Origin of the sequence: Myxococcus eversor, assembly GCF_010894455.1 — a bacterium.
Lineage (GTDB): Bacteria > Myxococcota > Myxococcia > Myxococcales > Myxococcaceae > Myxococcus > Myxococcus eversor.
Map to the genome: position 1 here is coordinate 55800 of NZ_JAAIXY010000012.1, position 19447 is coordinate 75246.

General features: G+C 70.0%; 14 protein-coding genes. 5 read left to right on the top strand and 9 right to left on the bottom strand.

The annotated features are described in order from the left end of the window. Positions 1–83: 83 nt before the first annotated feature. Positions 84–1190, top strand: coding sequence for a hypothetical protein (locus G4D83_RS23910; RefSeq protein WP_240356530.1), 1107 nt, complete (start codon positions 84–86; stop codon positions 1188–1190). Positions 1191–1207: 17 nt separating this feature from the next. Here G4D83_RS23910 and G4D83_RS23915 read toward each other — a convergent pair whose 3' ends face one another. Next, positions 1208–1672, bottom strand: a complete 465-nt coding sequence (locus tag G4D83_RS23915; RefSeq protein ID WP_163867128.1) for a universal stress protein — start codon at positions 1670–1672, stop codon at positions 1208–1210. Positions 1673–1863: 191 nt separating this feature from the next. Between G4D83_RS23915 and G4D83_RS23920 the strand changes: the two genes are divergently transcribed. Beyond that, positions 1864–2727, top strand: a complete 864-nt coding sequence (locus G4D83_RS23920; RefSeq protein WP_163867129.1) for an SDR family NAD(P)-dependent oxidoreductase — start codon at positions 1864–1866, stop codon at positions 2725–2727. Positions 2728–2841: 114 nt separating this feature from the next. Here G4D83_RS23920 and G4D83_RS23925 read toward each other — a convergent pair whose 3' ends face one another. The 7 genes from G4D83_RS23925 to truD all read right to left on the bottom strand — a co-directional run bounded on the left by G4D83_RS23925 (position 2842) and on the right by truD (position 11590). After that, positions 2842–3636 (bottom strand): trypsin-like serine peptidase, encoded by a 795-nt coding sequence (locus G4D83_RS23925; RefSeq protein WP_163867130.1) that lies wholly within the window; start codon positions 3634–3636, stop codon positions 2842–2844. Positions 3637–3996: 360 nt separating this feature from the next. Further along, a complete protein-coding gene (locus G4D83_RS23930; RefSeq protein ID WP_163867131.1) occupies positions 3997–5484 on the bottom strand; it encodes an FAD-dependent oxidoreductase in 1488 nt (495 codons plus the stop codon). Beyond that, positions 5481–6827 (bottom strand): 2Fe-2S iron-sulfur cluster-binding protein, encoded by a 1347-nt coding sequence (locus G4D83_RS23935; RefSeq protein ID WP_163867132.1) that lies wholly within the window; start codon positions 6825–6827, stop codon positions 5481–5483. The genes G4D83_RS23930 and G4D83_RS23935 overlap by 4 nt, the downstream gene beginning before the upstream one ends. A gap of 204 nt (positions 6828–7031) precedes the next feature. Further along, positions 7032–8537, bottom strand: coding sequence for a DUF8173 domain-containing protein (locus tag G4D83_RS23940; RefSeq protein ID WP_163867133.1), 1506 nt, complete (start codon positions 8535–8537; stop codon positions 7032–7034). Positions 8538–8544: 7 nt separating this feature from the next. Next, entirely contained in the window at positions 8545–9048 is a 504-nt protein-coding gene (locus G4D83_RS23945; RefSeq protein ID WP_163867134.1) for a hypothetical protein, read from the bottom strand. After that, positions 9045–9614, bottom strand: coding sequence for an RNA polymerase sigma factor (locus G4D83_RS23950; RefSeq protein ID WP_176438189.1), 570 nt, complete (start codon positions 9612–9614; stop codon positions 9045–9047). The genes G4D83_RS23945 and G4D83_RS23950 overlap by 4 nt, the downstream gene beginning before the upstream one ends. 122 nt (positions 9615–9736) lie before the next feature. Then, complete coding sequence (gene truD, locus G4D83_RS23955; protein ID WP_163867136.1) at positions 9737–11590, bottom strand: tRNA pseudouridine(13) synthase TruD; 1854 nt, start codon at positions 11588–11590, stop codon at positions 9737–9739. A 207-nt stretch (positions 11591–11797) separates the two neighbouring features. Between truD and G4D83_RS23960 the strand changes: the two genes are divergently transcribed. The 3 genes from G4D83_RS23960 (at position 11798) to G4D83_RS23970 (ending at position 17031) form a co-directional block, all read left to right on the top strand. Next, entirely contained in the window at positions 11798–13459 is a 1662-nt protein-coding gene (locus tag G4D83_RS23960) for an adenylate/guanylate cyclase domain-containing protein (RefSeq protein WP_176435800.1), read from the top strand. Continuing rightward, the gene (locus G4D83_RS23965) at positions 13456–15891 is read left to right on the top strand and encodes a serine/threonine-protein kinase (protein WP_163867137.1); all 2436 of its coding nucleotides are present in this window, start codon (positions 13456–13458) and stop codon (positions 15889–15891) included. The genes G4D83_RS23960 and G4D83_RS23965 overlap by 4 nt, the downstream gene beginning before the upstream one ends. A 225-nt stretch (positions 15892–16116) precedes the next feature. Further along, the gene (locus G4D83_RS23970; protein WP_163867138.1) at positions 16117–17031 is read left to right on the top strand and encodes a hypothetical protein; all 915 of its coding nucleotides are present in this window, start codon (positions 16117–16119) and stop codon (positions 17029–17031) included. Positions 17032–17040: 9 nt separating this feature from the next. Here the strand turns inward: G4D83_RS23970 and G4D83_RS23975 are convergent, their stop codons facing one another. Further along, entirely contained in the window at positions 17041–19374 is a 2334-nt protein-coding gene (locus G4D83_RS23975) for a hypothetical protein (RefSeq protein WP_163867139.1), read from the bottom strand. Positions 19375–19447: the final 73 nt, after the last annotated feature.

Consider the following 19447-nt stretch of genomic DNA (forward strand, 5'->3'; position numbering starts at 1 on the left):
GAGGCATCCGAGTTGAGAGGCCTACGGACGGGAGCTCGCACCGATTGCATGGGGTGGTGTCTCCAGGCGGCGCGGGCCAGGGCTTGTGCCTTGCAGTACGGTGTACCCCTGGCCCTGTCCCGAGGTCCGCCCTGGCCGCATCTTCGACGCAGCACGACGACTCCCAAGACCTCTCCATCTGGCTCTACGCGTTCGGGTACTTCGCGGCCTACGCCCCGTACAGCGCGCTGACGAAGGCGTTGTCGAGCGGCTCCCTGCCGGGCATGGAGGAGGGCATCGTCGGCTTCACGCTCTTGCCGGTGAGCGCGGCGACGTCGATGGTGGGGATGTTCGTCTTCCTCACGCTCAAGCGCTGGTGGCGCTTCGCGGGGCACCGGGAAGTCCTGGGCCTGCGGGTGCCCTCGCCGGGGCCGTGGACCTTCCTGTCCGGGATGTGCTCGGCGGCCATCATCGGCACCACGACGCTGGCGTACACGCTGGAGGGCACCTCCATCGTCTTCATGATGTTGCTGATGCGCGGCGGCGTGTTGGTGCTGGCGCCCGTGGTGGATGTGCTCAGCCGCAGGCGGGTGCGCTGGCCTTCGTGGGTGGCGCTGGGGCTGAGCCTGTCGGCGGTGGTGGTGGCGTCGGGCACGGATGCGCGAGCCACGATGACGCTGGTGGCCATGGTGGACGTGGGCGTGTACCTGCTCAGCTACTTCATCCGGCTGCGCGCCATGAGCCGGCTGGCCAAGTCCGAGGACAAGTCGCTGTCCACCCGCTACTTCGTGGAGGAGCAGATGGTGGCCACGCCCTTCCTGGTGCTGGTGCTCGCCGGGGTGGCGCTCTGGGGCGGCTCCGTCGCGGCGCAGGACATCCGCGAGGGCTTCACCGGCCTGTTCACCCGGGGGCGGCTCCTGGAGGAGATGCTGGTGGGCCTCTTGTCCCAGGGCACGGGCATCTTCGGCGGGCTCATCCTGCTGGACTCGCGGGAGAACGCCTTCTCCGTGCCCGTCAATCGCGCCTCCAGCGTGCTCGCGGGCGTGGTGGCCACGCTGGGGCTGTCGCTGTGGCTGGGGCTGCCCGGGGTGGGGACGCGCGAGTTGCTCGGAGCCGTGCTCGTCATGGTCGCGATGTCGGTGCTCGCCGCGCCCACGGTGCTCGCGGCACGGCGGCGGGAGGCCGCCACGCGGGCGGCGCTCGGACGCTAGGGGCCTTGGGCCCGCGGCTACTTCGTGTCGGTCGGGACGTGCAGCGTCAGCACCGGGCAGTGCGCGCGGGCGACAATCTTCTGCGCCACGCTGCCCAGGAGGACGCGGGAAATCCCCCGGCGACCGTGGGTGCCCATGATGATGAGGTCGTGCCCCTCCTTCTCCGCGAGCTCCAGGATGGTGGAGGCCGCCTCGCCCACCAGCACCCGGTGCTTGATGGGCACCGGGTCCGTCTCCATCTGCTTGAGCAGGGTCGCCAGCTCCTTGCTGGCCGTGTCCAGCGCGACCTGCTCCAGGGAGAGGGCGTTCCAGCCGGGCGCGGCCACCAACAGGTCCGGCGCGACGTACTGCGGGGGCTCCCAGGCGTGCACCACCTCCACGGTGGCGTTGAAGGGGCGCGCCAGGTTCAGGGCGTAGTCGATGACCGCGCGAGAGCCCTCGCTCAGGTCGATGGGAACGAGAATGCGGGACGGTGCGGCCATGGGTGGCTCCTCGGTGTTGGAAAGGCCCCTGTCATGGGAATGGGGGCGGAGGACTCCCAGTGGAAGTCGCGTGCCACCGTCTGCCCGCCTGGCTGGAGTGGCCCGGGCGCAGGGCTTGCGGGGAGGCGAGCGCGGCCCGCGAATCGTGCGCAGGATGCCCACCTGACCGAAACCGGAGGTGGCTCTCTTCCATGCGTCCTCCCATTGACCAGGGCACGGTCCTCATCACCGGCGCTTCAGAAGGGCTCGGCCGGGAGCTTGCCCGGCTGCTGTCCCGGCGCGTTCGCACGTTGGTCCTCGTGGACCGCGACGTGGCGCGGCTGAAGCCGCTGCGCGAGGAACTGCTGGCCCTCTATCCCACCCTGGGCGTGCTGCTCGAGCAGTGCGACGTCTGTGAGTCGCGCCAGGTCGACGCGCTCGTGGCCTCGCTGGAGGCGAAGTTCGTCCGGGTGGACGTGCTGGTGAACACCGCCGCGCTGGGGCGCCGCGGGCTGTACGCGGAGGCGCGCTGGGGCGGGCTGGAGGAACTGCTGCGAGCGAATGTCTGGGTGCCCGCGCTGCTGACCCACCGGCTGCTCGCCCCCATGCTGGAGCGGGGGCGGGGCGGGGTGCTGAACATCGGCTCGGGCGCCGCGCAGCTCTTCCTGCCGGGCTCGACGATGTTCGCCGCCACGCAGCGCTTCCTGGATGGCTTCACGGAGTCGCTGCGGCTGGAGGTGGAGGGGCGCGGCGTGGTCATCACCCGCGTGGCCCCCGGGCCGGTGGGCGACACGGGCGCGGAGGACGCGGGCGAGGTGCCCTTCTTCCAGATTTCACTGGAGCGCTGCGCGCGGTCCGCGCTGGCGGCGTTCGAGCGGGGCGAGGCCCTGGTGTATCCGGGCTGGGGCCACCGGTGGGTGATGCGGCTGCTGCCATTGCTGCCGCGCGGGGTGAAGCGGAGCCTGGGGCGGCTGGCGCTGCGTGGGGTGCGGCGCGAGGTGCTGGCCGCGCCCGAGGCCCTGCCAGTGGGGCTCGCGTCACCGGTGCTGCTGGCGCGCGAGCCCACTCCGGCGTGACGTGACGGACGACCGAGCCCGTCGGAGCAGATTCCGTCAGGGCTGACCACTGCCGAGGCCGAAAACCCGGACCTCGGCGTCGTTACCCCCCTGAACGGATTCAGCTCGGACGGATTAGAGGCCGATCTCCGTCAGGCGCGCCTTCACGCGGGTGGCCTTCACGCCGGTGTTGGCCGTGCCGCGGCCGGACGAGTTGCCGCCCAGACCGATGTGGTGCAGGCCGACCACCTGGTGCGTGGAGGACGAAATCACCGGCGAGCCCGAGGAGCCGCCCAGCGTGTCCGCGTCGTAGGACAGGTCCGTGGTGGAGTAGTTCGCGTTCTTCACCACGCCCGGCGAGGACTTCTTCGTCGGGACGCAGCCGGTCGTCGTGTAGTAGTCGCAGTTCTGGTGCACGACGTAGAGGCTCGCGTTGGCGGCGGCGTTGGTGGTGGACACCGTCAGCCAGCCGTAGACGTTGCCGGGGAGCTGGCCATTCGTGGCCGAGCAGCGCACCGCCGTCATGTCATCGCCGGACCACGTCTTGATGAACGTGGCGCAGTTGTACCAGACGCGATCCGCCGAGGCGACGCCGTCCTCGTAGTTGAAGGACGCGCGCGCGCCCACGGCCTCGGACGCGCTGCCGATGCAGTGGTTGTTGGTGATGATGACGTCGGCGGACACGAGCCACGCCGTGCAGCGGCTGCCCACCGCGGGGATGGACAGGTAGCCCACCGCCCTGGAGCGCGTGCGCTGCGTGCCCGTCAGCGTGGTGGCGCCCACCCAGTTCACCGAGCCGACGATGACGTTGGACTCCTGGGACTGGAGCGGCTCGGTGCCGTCCGCGTCAGGAACGTCCGGAGCCTGCTCGGTACCGCAAGCCGACAGGGCACCCACCAGGAACAACGCACGCATGCTCTTCGCGATCATCGGGGGACTCCTCCACCACGCGCGGGATTGCGCGCCGCGTGGGCCCAGGCACACCCCGTGCCAGCGTCACGTCCGGGACACTCCCGCTCGGAGGGCCCGCGCCCGCCCCGCTCCAGGTGGTGCGCGCGTGCTCCGCTCTCAAGCGGACGCGTGTAAAGGCCCTTCGCGCCGACCGGGACAAAGTCTCGTGATATTCGTGATTTGCTATTTTTTCTCGGAGTGTCGTTTTCGTGGTCACTCGCGGAGCGCGGTGTCCCGAGCCAGGACAGGGGCGGAAAAATCCACGGGCCGCGTTTCACTCCGGCGAAGGAGGAGAACGCGGCCCGTCGAAGCCGGAGTGAGAGGGCTCGCGAGGGCGCCTCAGCCGATGATCATGTCCTCGCGCTCCAGGGCCCCTTCTGAGAAGCGGCGCAGGTTGAAGCGGGTGAACAGCTCATCGGACTCGCCGGTGACCATCCACTTCGCCATCCGCTCGGCGACGGCGGGGGCCATCATGAAGCCGTGGCCGACGAAGCCCGACATCTGGAGGAGGTTGTCCAGGCCGGGGGTGCGGCCGAGGATGGGGTTGTTGTCCGGCGTCACGTCGTAGCAGCCGGCCCACTGGCGCAGCACCTTCACGTGGCCCACGTGGGGCATCTGCTCCATGAGCGCGCGGGCGAAGCGGGACACGAAGCGCAGGGTGCTGCCCATGTTGAGCCCGGCGGGCTCCTTCGGGTCCCCCATGCCGCCCACGATTTCGCCGCGCATGGACTGGCTGAAGTAGAGGCCCGAGTCGAGCACTGACACCAGCGGCCCCAGGAAGGGCTTGAGGGGCTCGGTGCTGAGGATTTCGTGACGGTGCGGCTCGTTGGGGAGTTGCACGTCGACGAGCTTCGCCACTTCGGGGCTCCACGCCCCCGACGCGAGGACGACGGTGTCACAGGCGATGTCGCCCCGGTCCGTCTTCACCTTGCGAATCTGGCCGCCGCTGACCTCGAAGCCGGTGACGTCCGTATACGTCTCCACGCGGACGCTCTTCTTCTTGCAGGCCTGCGCGTAACCCCACAGGAAGGGCCAGGGGAAGATGACGCCGTCCTCGGGATTGAAGGAGGCCGCCACGCAGCCATCCATCGTCAGGCCGGGGACGATGTCGCGCGCCGCGTCCGGCGTGACGAGCCGCGTGGGCACGCCGTGGCGGTTGTGCAGCGTGACGTTGCGCTCCAGCCGCTTCGCCACCGCGTCCGTCCGGGCCAGGAACAGATAGCCGCCCTGGCGCAGCCAGACGTTGATGCCCATGTCCCGGGCGAAGGTCTTCATCAAGTCGATGGAGCGCTTGGCCAGCTCCAACAACGCCGGAGTGCCCCACTGCATGCGCACGCCGCCGCCGTTGCGGCCGGACGCGCCCGCGCACAGGTAGCCGCGCTCCAGCACGACGACATCCGTCTCACCCTCGCGCGCCAGGTTGTACGCGAGCGCCAGTCCCATGACGCCTCCGCCGATGATGACCACCTTGGCCTTGGCGGGCAGGGGACCCTCGGGCCGCAGCGCGCTGGCGAAGATGTCCACGTCCTGGGGCAGGCCGCCCACGGGAGGCTGCGACTCGTCCACCGGGGCGGTGGCCAAGAGGCGCAGCTCGGTGGGGAACAGGGGAGGGCGCGGGGTGAAGGGCACCACCGCGGCCGGCTTGAGGGCCTTCTCCTGCTCCAACAGCGCCGCCACCGCCGACAGGCAGCTCTTGCCCTGGCAGATGCCGGTGCCGAAGCCGGTGTAGCGCTTCACCGACTCCACGTCGCAATACCCGCGCGAGACGGCGTGCCGCACGTCGTCGGCGGTGACGTCCTCGCACGAGCAGATCATCGACTTGCTCATGACAGCCCTCCCACCAGCGCCTGCGCCACCCGTCGTCCCGCGACAGCCGCGTCCTTCGCGCTGCCGCCTCCGGTGACGTCGCCCGCGGCGAACACGTCCCCGGCCTCGGTGCGGCCGTCCGCGTCCGCCTCCACCTTGAACAGGCCGTGCCCCGCGTCGAAGGTCACCCTCGCGCCGCCCTGGCGCGCCAGCTCGAAGCTGGGGCTCACCGGCACGGACACCAGCACCGCGTCGCAGGCCACCTTGCGCCGGTCGCCCTCGCGAGGCGTGAAGCTGAACGCGCGCACGTGGCGCATGCCGTGGGCCTTGGGCTCCGTGCCCGCCACCGCCAGCGGGTGGGCTCCAGCGGGAGGCGGGCCCTTCAGGTCCACCACCGCCGCGAGCTTCACGCCGCGCTCCTCCAGGAGCCTCGCCAGGCCGTACAGCTCCTCGCCCCAGCCCACCAGCGCGGCGACCTCTGGAGCCACGTCATGCCGGCGCAAGAGCAGGCTGGCCGCGCGCCCCGCGTAGACGCCGGGCAGGTCATTGTTCTCGAAGGGCACCATCGGCGGGTGTCCCCCGGGCGTCAGCAGGAAGCGCTCCGCGTAGACCTTCAGGAGCCGCACACCCGCGGGCTCCCAGGCGCCCACCACGAGGAAGCGCCCCGCCTCGTCGTCATACAGGCCCAGCGCGGTGGCGCGGGTGACGAGGCTGTCCGGAGCGAGCGTCGCCACGTCCGTGATTGAGGGCGCGTCCTGCCCGGGCGCTCCATGCGCGAGCCGTCCACCCACGTGGTCCTCGCGCTCGAAGAGCAGGAAGGGGACGCCGCGCTCGGTCAACTCCCGCGCGGCGGCGAGTCCCGAGGCGCCAGCACCCACCACGGCCACGCGGGTGCGCAGCGTGCGGGACTCCGGCGAAGCGGGGGCGGCCTCCTTGGGAAGGATGCCGAGGCCCGCGAGCTGGCGGGCGACCTTGGCCATCACCTGCTCGGCGACGGGGACGCCGGCGAACATCTCGTGGTGGTCCAGGCCCTTGGGGAAGAACCAGTCGATGGTCTCGAACACGTCCACCTTGGCGGAGGGGTACGCGTTCTGCCGCTCCAGCTTCATGCCCTCTCGCGCGGGCGTGCGGCACGTGTAGACGTTGGGCAGGCCGTCCACGCGCATCAGACAGTGCGAGCAGGCGGCGGCGAAACAGTAGGGCCCGCGAGGGCGGTGGTACTTCACGGAGCGGGCAAGCAGGGGCTCGCCCGCGGCGACCAGGGAGCACGCCACCGGCTCGCCTTCGATGGCGGGGATGCTCTCGCCCTCGAGGTCCACGGTGATGGCCCTGCCGCGCAACGAGGCGTCTGGGAGGCGTCGCATGGGTGCCGCGCAAAATGGCGTACCCGGACCGAGGGGTCAAAGACTGTCGAGGCATGACGCACCCCGGTCATGGGCCCCATCCGACAGTCGCGGTGATGGCGCGCTGGAACTTCTCTAAGACCGCCACCGAAACGACACCGGGGACCGTCACGGGCCGTGCAGGCTCGTGGCGATCCCCGGTGGGATACTTCTGGGTGCGGTGCGTTAAACCGGCTGCTCGGTGTGGGGATGGATGGGCTCCGGCATCCCGCTGCCGCGCTGCCGGTACCCGAAGCGGGTGCGGATGACCGCGCCCAGGGCGACCAGGACGACGAGGGTGGAGACGATGGCGCCCAACACCGGGATTGCGCCCACCACCAGCAAGACCAGCAAGCCCATCGCCAGCACCACCGCCTGCGTCTTGCGTCCGCGCATCACCGGCAGCCGCGTGCCCAGTTCGCTCGCCACCGCCGCGAAGCCGAGCGCCGCGGCGAGCGGGGCCGCCATCCACAGCACCAGCGCCGCGGGGATTCCGATGATGGTGACGGCCAGCACCACCGTGAGGGGAATCATCGCCACCACCCCGAAGAGGCCGGTGAGGCCGCTCTGCACCGGACGGGCGCGAATCTCGTCGCCGAGCTGCTTCATGCGCGCCGGGAAGAACATCTGCCCCAGGAAGCCCAGGCCGAACAGCACCGCGAAGGTGAGGATGAAGGTGGCAAGCCCGCCTTCGTTGTTGTTGTCGTCCTCATCGTCGGCGTCATGGTCGCGCATGGGCTTGGGGCTGCGCGCCTCATTGAGGCCTTCCTTCAGCTCTTCGGAAATCATTCGGCCGATGTTCGCGCCGCCGAAGGTGTTGATGCTGCCCTCCACGTCCGAGCCGTCCTCGCGCTCCACGTTGCCGCCGAAGGAGGACACGTCGCCCTCCACCTTGGCGCCGGGCTTGAGCACGACGTTGCCGCCGAAGGCGTGCGCGTCTCCCGCCACGTGGCCCTCGATGACCAGGTTTCCGCCGAAGGCGACCGCGTCGTTCTCCACGTGGCCCTTCACGACCAGGTTTCCGCCGTACACCACCGCGCTCTGGACGTTCTGTCCTTCCTTCACCTCGAGCGACTGGCCGCGAGCCACGACGTTGCGACCGCCGGAGCGGCGAGAGCGCTTCAGCCCGTCCCGCGTGCGGTGGAGTTGCTCGCGGATCTGATCTCGGACCTCCTCCATCCCCTCCGCGTTGGCGCCGATGTTGTCCTCGACGTTGCCCGCCTCCATGGCCTCTTCATGGGACGGAGGCGACGGAGGCGTGGCCGCCACGGCGGGAGCGGGCGGTGCGGCGGGGGCGGGCGGCGCGACGGGAGCGGGCGGCGCGGCGGGAAGCGCGAGCCCCTGCGCGGTGGCCTCCTTCTCGGCCGGCGTCATGGGCCGCAGGGTGATGATGGAGCCGTCCTGCTCCATGCGCAGCGAGTAGGCGCGGGACACGGTGCGCAGCGCCTGGTCGGCGGTGACGCCGCGCAGGTGTACTTCGGCGGGGACGTCCATGTCGCCGGTGGCGACGAGGTTGAGGCCGCCCTTGTCGGCGATGGTCTTCAGCGCGTCGCGCAGGCTGCCACGGAAGCTGATGTCGATGCTCTTCGCGGCCGGCGCGGACTCGGCGCTGGGGGCCGGGGTGGGCTCGGCGAGCGCGAGGGGGGCGCCCATGAGCAACGCGGGAAGCAGGAATCGAGGGGAGATCTTCATGGGTCGCTCAGGCTTCCGAGGGGGTGGGTGCGCTGCCTGCGAGCCGCTTGAGGCCTGCCAGGGACGTGAGGAGGAGGAAGGCGAGGATGGCCGCCACGGCCAGACCCTCGGTGGACCACAGCGCGCGGGCGCCACTCAGCACGCCCTCGGCGAACAACCGGCCTTCGACGAGGAACGACGCGAAGCCCGTTCCCAACCGGCCGAGCGCCTGGTCGTTCATCACCAGGAAGCCCAGCCCACCGAGCAGCGAGGTGAGGAGGATGGTGAGCCCGGACCACACCTCGCTTCGCTGCGGTACGGGCTCGGCCGCCACTCGGGCCATGACGCTGGCCACCAGGGTGGGCGGCGGAAGGGGGTCCGCCAACCGGTACAGGTCCTGCTCCATCAGCCGGTGTTCTTCGAGGACGGCGGAGCACGCTTCACACTCAGCGGCGTGGTCCAGCGCGGGGCCTTCTCCTTCTTCCAGCTCCGCGAAGAGGACCTCGAGGTCGGGGCAAGGGTGCGCGCTCATCGGGTGGCCTCCTCGGTGGTCATCTTCTTGCGCAGCTTCTCTCGGGCCCTGAAGAGCCGGGCCATGATGGTGCCAGGGGCGCACCCGAGGATCTGCGCGATCTCCTTCGTCGTGCGCTTCTGGACGTAGTAGAGCGCGAGGACTTCACGGTCGTCGACGGAGAGGGTCGCCATGGCGTCCTCGAGCGACTGACGCTCCTCGCGGGCGATGGCGCCTTCCTCCTGCGACGCCTCGCCGCTGGGGAGGAGCTCCTTCATGGGCTCCAGCTCCTCGGTGCGCACCTTGGTGCGGCGCCGGAGCAGGTCCAGGCAGAGGTTGCGGGTGATGGCCAGCACCCACAAGTCGAAGGGCCGCGCGTCGTCGTACCGGTGGAGATTCTGGTACGCGCGCAGGAGCGCCTCCTGGGACACCTCGGCGGCCTCCGCCTCGCTCTGCAGGAGCCGGAGGGCCAGGCCGTAGACCTGGCGCTGGACGCTGCGCACCAGGGACTCGAAGGCGGACGGATCCCCCCGGCGGGCCGCCTGCACATCGGCCTTCCAGGGGAGCGGGACGGCGTCGTCAGCCATCAGCATCCCGATGGCATGGGCGAGCGTCCCGGGGGCGTCGTCGAGGGCAAGAGCGTTCACGTCCTGGTCTACGACGTGCCCGCTCCCCTATTGCGTCCAGACGTTTCATCCCCGTTGCAGACTTACTTCTTCCGTGATTTCGGGAGCTTGGCCGCTGTCTCGGCGCGAGCGACTTCCTTGTTGGCCTTGCGCTGGCGCGCCTTCTCGCGGAATCCAAGCGGGGCGGGGGGCGCTTCCTTGGGGGCCTTGGGGGCGGTCGCCTGGTCGGCGAGCGCCCGGCCCCGGGACGGGGACTCCGAGACGTCGTCGTCGCTCGAAGCGGATCGGCTCCGGGCGGGTGCCGCCGCCCATTCGGAGGGGGAGCGGCGGGCAGCGGGCCCGTCCTCGCGGGACGCCCCACGACGGGCGGGAGCCTCGCTCCGGGAGGAGGAGGCGCGGCGGGTCGACGAAGGCCCGTCCTCGCGGGCAGCCCCGGCCCCACGACGGGCGGGAGCCTCGCTCCGGGAGGAGGAGGCGCGGCGGGTCGACGAAGGCTCCTCCTCGCGAGCGGCCCCGGCTCCACGGCGGGCGGGGGCCTCGCTCCGGGAGGAGGATGCACGGCGGCTGGAGGGGAACTCGGTCCTGGGGGAGCGGGCTCGCTCCTCGTCGCGAGTCTGGGGGCGGCGTGAAGGCGTGGCGCCAGGTCGGTCCGAGTCGCGAACGGGAGGACCGCGGCGGCTGGACGGCGCGCCCTCGGCCTGACCCTCCTCGATGATGCGCGCGGTGCGCTCGCGCTGGGCGCGAATGTCGTCGGCGGTCTCCTCGGTGTAGGCGAAGTGGAACAGTCGCTTGACGACGAGGGTGGCGTACGCGCCCGGCGGCAGCGTGAAGGCGACGTTGACCTTGATGTCCCCGCGGTTGATCTCATCCGGCTGGGTGCGGCCGATGACGAGCTTGTGCGGGAAGGAGAGGATGGGGCGCTCCTCGTGCTTGAAGTAGAGCATGCGCCCGGCCTCGGGGATGCGCAGGTCCTCGAGCGTCAGCTTCTCGCGGCCCAGCACCCAGCGGACGGCCTCCTCCACCTTGGGGTCGGTGAAAGTGGTGTCGGGGGCGAGCAGCGGGAAGGTGGCGTCGCGCAGCTTGCGCAGCGTGTCCGCGTCCGCGTCGCGGTGGAACAGGAGCGTGCCGGCCTGGTAGCGCATGGGGAACAGCGACTCGCGCGGCAGGAGCAACTGGAGGTAGCGCCGCACGCCCTCGTTCCAGAGGAAGCTCTGGAAGGTGAACAGCTGCATCGCCCGGTAGTCCGAGTCGATCTGCAGGAACGCCTTCATGAAGTCCTTGGGGTGGTCCCTCAAGGAGCGCAGCACGCGGTGGTACTTCCGGGAGCCCTCGAAGGGGACGCGCGCGTCCCACTGGCCCCAGTTGTCGCGCCAGAAGGCCTTCACCTTGGCGTCCTCGGTGAAATCCAGCTCCGAGGGCTTGGCCAGGAAGTTGTGCAGCGCGGCTTCGAAGTCGCCCCGGATGAGGTCCTTGGCGATGAAGCCCTGGCCGTGCTTGAGCGAGCCGAAGCGCTGGCTGTCGAAGTAGTTGACGACGCCCAGGCGGTTGACCTCGGCGGCGGCCGAGTTGAGGGGGCCCACGGACTCCGGGCCGAGCGCCCGCACCGTGACGGAGAAGCGGTTGGAGGTGATGTTGGCCGAGGACAGGGCCTTGTTCGTCCGGCCCAGGAACTTCAGGCGCAGGTCGGGCTCCTGCATGTCCACGTCAGCGCCGTCCACGGCGATGATCTGCTCGGTGCGGCCCTGCTTGTCCTTCAGGCCGCAATAACTGATGGCGCCCGGCTTCAGGCCGAATGCATCCCGCAGGCGGGTGACGGCGTCGAACGTGGACAGCTTCTGCTTGTCCATCAGGTAGACGCGGAAACGCCCTCCATCGACTTCGTCGAAGCGGTATGATTCCTTGACGCTGAAGTCTTCGGGCTTCTGTTTGATTCTCACGGGCCCCCCTTACCAGTGTAGGCCTCGGGAGAGAAGCGGGGCGGAGGGGCGGTTGGGGGGTGGACCCCTCGGGTGACGCGCCGTCCCAGGAAATGGACGCTGACCAGCCGTGCAGCCCTTCGAAGGCCCTTCGGGACGGACAGCTGCACCAGACGTTCCCTGGGAGGGAGAGGCAATGGTAGTGTCCGCGCCGGTGAGGATTCGCGCGTGAGCCAGGTTCCCGCCCCATTCGCTCCTAAATCCGGGCAGCTTCGCGGCCCCCGGCTGACCGGGCGGTTCGCGGACGGCACTCTGGGGGAGTTTCCCCTGGGGCCGCTGACGTCACTCGGCCGCCATCCGTCCAACACGTTGCGCCTGGTGGACCGGGAGGTCTCCAAGGAGCACGCGACGATTGAGCGGCTGGGCAAGGACTTCGTCCTGAAGGACCTCGGGTCCTCGAACGGGACGTTCGTCAACGGCAAGCGGGTGAAGGAGTTGAAGCTGAAGGACGGGGACGAGATAGCCCTCGGCTCCTCCCGGCTCATCTTCCACAGCGGCGAGCCGGCGGTGAACCACACCGCGCCCACCGCGCCCGGCGTGACGGTGGTGGCCCAGTCGGTGTCCATGCCCGCCTTCCTGGCGCAGATGGACCAGGTGCCGCAGAACTTCCGTCCGGTGGAGCTGATGACGGACGTGGAGGCGCTGCGCCGCGACTACGAGAAGCTGCGCATCGCCCACGAGTTCCACCGGCAGGTGGGTCTGCAGGGCAGCCAGACGGCCCTCTTCGAGCAGATCCTCAAGGTGGCCTTCCAACTGCTCGCCGCGGACCACGGCGTCATCCTGAAGGTCGCCGGGGACGGGGAGTTCATCCCGGCGGCGGTGCACCACCGCACCGGCAAGCCCGTCAACGTCATGCTCTCCGACACCGTGTTGAAGCGGGTGGTGGAGACGGGCAAGGCGGTGCTGACGGCGGACGCCATCATCGACGAGCGCTTCTCCGCGGCGGAGAGCATCGTCGCGCAGGGCATCCGCTCCGCCATGGCGGTGCCGCTGATGGTGAACGCGAAGATCAAGGCGGTGCTCTTCCTGGACAGCCGGCAGCAGATCAACGCCTTCTCGGAAAAGGACCTGAACATCCTCTCCGGCATCGCCTCGCAGGCGAGCATCGCGCTGGAGAACGTGTCGCTGGGCGAGCAGATCCGCGCGGAGGCGGTGACGCGCGCGGAGCTGAGCCGCTTCCTGTCCAAGGCGGTGGCGGACGCGGTGATCTCCGGCGAGACGGAGGACTTGAGGCAGAGTCGGCTGGCGGAGGTGAGCTGCCTGTTCGCGGACATCCGCGGCTTCACCACCATCTCCGAGAACGAGTCGCCGCAGGAAGTGGTGTCGATGCTGAACAGCTTCTTCTCGGCGATGGCGGACGTGGTGTTCCGCTACGAGGGGAACCTGGACAAGTTCATCGGCGACTGTGTGATGGCGGTGTGGGGTCCGCCGCTCTCGCACCCGGACGACGCGGCGCGGGCGCTGCGGGCGGCGCTGGAGATGCAGGACGCGGTGGAGGAGATCAACCGTCAGCGCGTCGCGATGGGCAAGAAGCCCATCGAGGTGGGCATCGGCATCAACACGGGCCAGGCGGTTGTCGGCTACATGGGCAGCGCGGAGCGGCATGAGTTCACGGCCATCGGGGACACGGTGAACACGGCTTCTCGGCTGTGCGGCATGGCGAAGAGCGGCGAGGTGCTCGCGTCGGAGTCGACGGTCCGCAGGTCGGGGCCGGGCTTCGACGTGGAGGAGCTGCCGGCGATGCAGGTGAAGGGCAAGGAGAAGGCCGTTCCCACGTATCGCGTCCACGGCGTGGAACACACGACCGCTGCTTCCCCGCGCCGCGCATGACGACGACCCAGGAGTGCCCCAACTGCGGGATTCAGCACGACACCCGGGTCTATGTCACGGGCCAGAAGGTGACGTGCCGTTGTGGCATCCGCTTCGAGGTGCGGCGTCAGGACGCGAACGGCGCTCGCGCGGCGTCCCACATCACGTTTGCCCCGCACCGCGCACAGGGCGCTCCCGAGAACACCCGCGACACCGTGGTGCCGGGGCTGGGCGCGGACGAGCGCGCCCCCAAGAGCACGACGAGCTACGCGAACGGCGGGGCGCTCCGGGATGCCTCGCTGCTGGAGGAGCGTGAGCCCCCGCGTGACGAGCCCGGCTCGGTCCACGGGCGCGTGACGATGGTGGGCGGCGCCGCGGAGCCCCGGGGGCCGCGGTCGAGCGGAATCGAAGTGCTGGGCGTGAATTTCGGCGCGGTGCAGCCGTCGAGCACCGGCGCTTCCCCCAGTGACATGGCGCTGCCCGGGGTCCCACTTCCGAGCGTGGACGTGGCCCCCTCCTTCAACAACGCCAACCTCAATAACGCCAACATCGGGCCGAGCGGTGTGGCGCTGCCGTCCTCCACACCAGACCTGGAGGTCCCCGTGGGTGCAACGGTGGTTCGGTCATCGACGCCAACGGGACGTGGCAATCCGGACTCGGACTTGAACGTCCACGAGGTCGACACCTTCGTGGCGGCGGCGCGGGTGTCGCTGCCGGGGTTCGAGCTGCTGGAGCTGCTCGGTCGCGGCGGCATGGGCGAGGTGTGGCTCGCGCGGCAGACGTCGCTGGGTCGCACGGTGGCGGTGAAGCTGTTGCCGCCGAAGCTGGCGAAGGACCCGGAGTTCGTGGCCCGGTTCGAGAAGGAGGCCACCGCGCTGGCCGCCCTCAACCACCCGAACATCGTGCAGATCATCGACCGGGGTGTCGCGGGCGAGCACTACTACTTCGTGATGGAGTTCGTGGAGGGGCGCTCGCTGCGAGAGGCCATCTCCACGGGCACGCTGTCGCCGCAGCAGAGCTTGAAGCTGATGCTCCAGGTGGCGCGCGCCGTCGAGTGCGCGCACGACAAGGACATCATCCACCGCGACCTCAAGCCGGAGAACATCCTGCTGGACGGGCGGGGCAACGTGAAGGTGGCGGACTTCGGGCTGGCGGGCTTCCGTCAGTCGGAGTCCCGGTTGCAGCTCACCGCGACGGCGGTGGCCATGGGCACGCTGAACTACATGGCCCCGGAGCAGCGGCGCGACGCGAAGAACGTGGACGGGCGCGCCGACCTGTTCTCGCTGGGCGTGGTGCTCTACGAACTGCTCACCGGGGAAGTTCCCCTGGGGCGCTTCAAGCTGCCGTCCCAGCGCGTGCCGGGGTTGGACCCGCGCGTGGACCTGGTGGTGGAGCGCCTGCTGGAGACGGACCCGGAGTCCCGCTACGAGAAGGCGGGGGAGTTGTGCGCGGCGCTGGACACGATGATCTCCTCCTCGTCCGCGCCGGGCCTGATGACGGGCCTCCAGCCTGCACGGCAACTGGTGACGGCACGCGCCCCGACGACGAGCCAGATCACCCGCCGCCTGCGTCTGGGCTGGCGCCGGGTGCGCAGCGGGCTGTCCATCGTCGGTGGGCTCGCGGTGCTCGGCTTCGCGGCCCGCTGGGCGGTGGACCCGGTGCTCCACCGGGGCGATGAGCGCGACAGGCCCGGGCAGGGCACGAAGACGCGCACGCCCACCCGGCCGTTTCCGCCGAACACGTACGGTGAGACCTTCACCACGGCGAACGTGGTGGTGCCGCCGAAGCCCGGCGGGGAGGCCCGGTTTGGAGTCACGTTCGAGGGCGAGGGCACCGAGGAGCTCAACCTCCACAGCGGTCGGTGGGTGATTGAGAACGGTGAGCTCAGGGCGTGGCAGGGTGGCCAGGATGCCTCGGGGCGGCGGCTGGTGCCGCGCGCGTACGTGGCGCACCGCTACTTCGCGGCCGACGACTTCGATGCGCAGGTGATGATGGATGTCCGGCCGCTGGGGGATGAGTACCCGGAGGAGCTCGATGCCCAGCACTATGGAGAGCTGTCCTTCCGTATCAAGGACCTCCAGGTGTCGGCCTTCGCCATTCCGGGAGTGGGGATGCGCCTGGCGTGGCGCTACTTCACCGAGGATGGCCACGAGGTGGTGGGCAACAGCGCGCAGGACACGGATGGGCTCGTCGAGGACGAGATGCCGCTGCCCGCGACGGGGCCCTACCTGGTGCGACTGAAGTTGAGCCCGAAGGCGGAGGGCGTCGTGCTCGCGGAGGGATTCCTCGGCAAGCAGCGCTTCGCCCGGAAGCTGCTGCCGGGCCTGAAGAACCGCGTTGGCAAGGTGGCCGTCGGGTGCCGCAACCTGGCCTGTACGTTCGATGACCTGGCGGTCCGGGGGCAGCTGAAGGAACGTCCGCCCCGGCAGGCGTCCGTGGGCCAGGAGCAGTAGTCCTCTCCGGGCCCGGCTCGTCGGGCCCTCGTGTCAGTCTCCTGTTTCCGACACTTCTCGGGCATTCCCCCGGAGCGGGCCACGTCGGGTCACTGTTCCCTGGGGGAGGTTGTCCTCGAGGGGACAGGCCATTGCCCCGGGCGACCTTGCGCGGGCTTCACGGGCGTCCCACTTTCTTCCGGTGTTCGGGGCCCTGGGGCTCCATTCGAGCTGCCGGGGGACGGGATGGAATTCTGGCGCGTCGTGTTGGCGCCCATCTATGTGGCGTTCCTGGCGGCGCTCGTGGTGGCGGCGTTCACCTTTGGACGGCGAGGCTCGCGGGCCAACGTCCCGAGACTGCCGCTGCTCTGGTTCGGGCTGCTGGCCCTGGGGGCGCTCGCGCTCGTCTCGGCCGAGTCCGTGGGCAAGTCCCTGGGGCTCGCGTTGCTGGTGGTCGCGGCGCTGCTCGCGGTGCGGGGCACCCGGGTGCGCTCGGGCGCGGACCTGCTGCGGGGCACGGTGCCCAAGTCCTTGGACGAGGCCGTGGCGGCGCTGCGCTCCGGTGAGTCGCCGGGCTGGGGCGTGTACCAGGGCACGCTCGATGCCGAGGAGGTGCTCACGTCCCCGGGCGGCGTTCCCTGCACCTTCTTCGAAGCCGAGCTTCGCGAGGTGGCGGCGGACGGACGGAAGGGCGCGCTGCTGTCGCGAGAGCGGGCCTACTCGCCCACGCTGATGTTGCGAGGCGCGCGCGTCAGGGCTCGCGTGAAGTTCTCTCCCGCGTCGTTGATGGCGCCGGTGCGGCCTCGTCGCTGCCGGACGGTGTCGTTGATGTCGCCGCCCTCCTGGCTCGGTGAGGTCCCCGTGGGTCCGGAGGGGAGCGAGCTGTCGGGCGCGGGGGAGCTGGTCGACGAACCCCGGACGCTCTCCTGGGAGCGCGTGGGCAGCGCGGGCGACACCTGCTTCGTGGTGGGCGAGCTGCGGCGCGGCGCGAGCGAGGGCACCTACGAGCTGCGCGGCCGGCACGGCGGCGCGGCGATGGTGGTGCTGGGCACGGACGCGGACGTCACGCGAGGCACGCTGGCGCGCCTGGCGTGGAAGCACTTCGCGGCGGCCGGAGCGATGTCCATGGCCGCCGCGTTGATGCTGTCGCGTTCGATGTGAGCGAACGCGCTACGGCGTGGGCGTGGACGGGCCCCATGCCGTGGAGAACACGAGCTGCTCCTGACTGTCCGCGAGCCGCACGGTGAAGGTCCGCTCGATTCCGCCCAGGCCTCGAGCCGTGCCCTTCGCCAGCTCCGCCAGCACCGCGCCGGCCGTGCGCAGGTGGAAGCCCGTGTTCCAGAGGCCTTCCAAGTCACTGTGCACCGTGCGCAGTTCCTCGCCGCTGCGGCGCTCCTCGATGGAGCGGCGCAGGCGCACCAGGCCATCCACGAAGCGGCGGCACTTGGCCAGCGTGTTGCGGTTCTTGTCCGTGACTTCGGCGAAGCTGAAGTTGCCGCCGGGCGGCTGCCACGTCTTCTCGCGCAGCAGCAGGCCCGAGGCGAGCTGCTTCACCGTGGAGTCCTTCTCGATGAACCACGCGGCGATCTGCGCGGCGCGGGTGGGGGACAGGTCTCCGGAGAGGAAGCTGCCCTTGTTCATCACCTCGGTGAGGTACGACTCCCAGATGGGCGCGTAGACGAGCTTGCGGAACTCCGGCGTCACGCGCGCTGTCTGCTCGCTCCACGGCATGGCGCGGGCGAGCGCCCGTGAGAAGAGCTTGATGTCGAACGTCTGGAGCCGGGGCACCAGCTCGCGCAGCATCTCGTCGGATATCTTGAGTTCGACCTGCGTCTGGACATCCGTCTTGCCCAGGTGCGCGTCGAGCTTCGCCGTGACGCTGGCCGCGTCATTGGCATCCAGCACGCCCCAGACGACGGCGTCGTCCACCGCGGCTTGAAGCTCCTGCTTCGTCAGCTTCTTCTTCTGCCCCCACAGCAGCATGTGCAGGCCGTAGCGGAAGTCCGACGCGGCCGGGGCCGGTGCGAAGGACTCCATGTCCGCCCGGAAGTCCACCGCCCATCGGTTGCGGTGGCCCATCAGCGCGTCCTCGTAGGCGCGCTGTCCGAGGAACGCCTGCCGCCGCGCGCCCTGCGTGTTCTCCTGCGACACCCAGGTCTGCTTGAGCGAGCCGCGTGCCTTGAACACCTCGAAGGTGCCCAGGCTCAGCGAGAAGCCGACGGTCTGCTGGAGCGTGAAGGACGCGGTGTTGAGGTAGTTCTTCAGGGTGAACCTGCCCGCGTTCTCCGGCGCGCGCAGCCACGACATCAAATCCACCAGGTTGCCGAGCACCAACTGGCCGTGGAAGTTCAGCGCGGTGGCCTCGTCCAGTTCGACTTCCAGCAGCGTGGAGGACTCGGAGATGCGCAGGTATTCGTACTGGAAGGCGGCGCCGATGCGCGCCTTCACCACCTTCTCCAGCGCGGCCTCCACCTTCTGCTTCAGCTCCTCCCACTCCTGCTTCAGGTGGTCCAGGTTGACGAGCTCCGGGTCCAACCCCAGCCGCTCCAGCACCGAGCGCAGCAGTGCGAGCTGGTCCGGAGTCAGCACCTTCTGGATGGCCTTGTCGATGAGCTCCTCGACCTTCGCCTCGGCCTGTCCGGCGAGCGCGGAGAGCACTTCCTTGAGCCGGGCCTGCACGGCCTCGGGGTCTGCGAAGGCGACCTGGATGCCCAGGCCCGCGCCCTGCGAGGCCTCGTGGGACTTCGCCTTCCGCACCGCGAGTTGGAGGCGCCCGGGGCTCGGACGGGAGAAGCTCAGTTGGTAGTCGTCGGTGAGCGAGACGCGCGCGCGCACCAGCGCGACGATGGACGTCTTCAGCTCGATGAGCTCGCTGCTGCGGACGAAGGACAGGTCCCCCAGGTTGGTGGTGAAGAGGTCCGCCCAGCCCAGGTCCAACCCCGTCTCCAGCATGCCGCGCACGCGCCACGACAGCGCGTCACCCGTCCCCAGCTTCGTCAGGTCCGTCGAGTTCACCAGCAGGCGCGGCGACGCGAGGTCCTCCTTGGCGGCCTCGCGCATGTTGCGAGCGAGCGGATGCGCGCGGTAATCGCTCAGCGAGGCGGACAGCTCCGTCTTCCCGTTGGCGGAGACGAAGGAGTAGCGGCCGGAGGCCCCCGCCTTGACGAGGCCCGTGGCCTGGTAGCGCATCCACCCCTTGTCGCCGCCCAGGATGAGCTGGGGCCGAGCCGAGTCCGATGGCGGGGCATTCGCTGCGGCGGCCTCACCGACGATACCGTTCTCGTCCACGTCGCCGGGGGAGTTGAAGTTGCGGACGGTGGCCTCGGCGCTGGCCTCGAAGGAGAGCGCGAAGTCGCCCAGGTTCAGCTTGGGCGGGAGGATGCCCTCACGCGTGAGGCCCTCTTGCGCCAGCGTCACCCGGATGTCCTGGTCCTGGAGCTTCACGTCCGGAATCTTCTCGGCCAGCTCCGCCGGCAGATTCGCCAGCGTCTCAATCACCTTCATGTGAATCCCCCTCGGCCTGCATGGAAGTGCCGACCCAGCATGCTCCAGGTTATCCCGGGAGGCACGTGTTGTC

What these genes read in the sequence shown, in the direction of transcription:
- G4D83_RS23925 (WP_163867130.1), bottom strand. Translation starts at nt 3,636, where the DNA reads ATGATCGCGAAGAGCATGCGTGCGTTGTTCCTGGTGGGTGCCCTGTCG.
- G4D83_RS23915 (WP_163867128.1), bottom strand. Translation starts at nt 1,672, where the DNA reads ATGGCCGCACCGTCCCGCATTCTCGTTCCCATCGACCTGAGCGAGGGC.
- G4D83_RS23965 (WP_163867137.1), top strand. Translation starts at nt 13,456, where the DNA reads ATGACGACGACCCAGGAGTGCCCCAACTGCGGGATTCAGCACGACACC.
- G4D83_RS23970 (WP_163867138.1), top strand. Translation starts at nt 16,117, where the DNA reads ATGGAATTCTGGCGCGTCGTGTTGGCGCCCATCTATGTGGCGTTCCTG.
- G4D83_RS23920 (WP_163867129.1), top strand. Translation starts at nt 1,864, where the DNA reads ATGCGTCCTCCCATTGACCAGGGCACGGTCCTCATCACCGGCGCTTCA.
- G4D83_RS23945 (WP_163867134.1), bottom strand. Translation starts at nt 9,048, where the DNA reads ATGAGCGCGCACCCTTGCCCCGACCTCGAGGTCCTCTTCGCGGAGCTG.
- G4D83_RS23940 (WP_163867133.1), bottom strand. Translation starts at nt 8,537, where the DNA reads ATGAAGATCTCCCCTCGATTCCTGCTTCCCGCGTTGCTCATGGGCGCC.
- G4D83_RS23950 (WP_176438189.1), bottom strand. Translation starts at nt 9,614, where the DNA reads ATGGCTGACGACGCCGTCCCGCTCCCCTGGAAGGCCGATGTGCAGGCG.
- G4D83_RS23935 (WP_163867132.1), bottom strand. Translation starts at nt 6,827, where the DNA reads ATGCGACGCCTCCCAGACGCCTCGTTGCGCGGCAGGGCCATCACCGTG.
- G4D83_RS23975 (WP_163867139.1), bottom strand. Translation starts at nt 19,374, where the DNA reads ATGAAGGTGATTGAGACGCTGGCGAATCTGCCGGCGGAGCTGGCCGAG.
- G4D83_RS23930 (WP_163867131.1), bottom strand. Translation starts at nt 5,484, where the DNA reads ATGAGCAAGTCGATGATCTGCTCGTGCGAGGACGTCACCGCCGACGAC.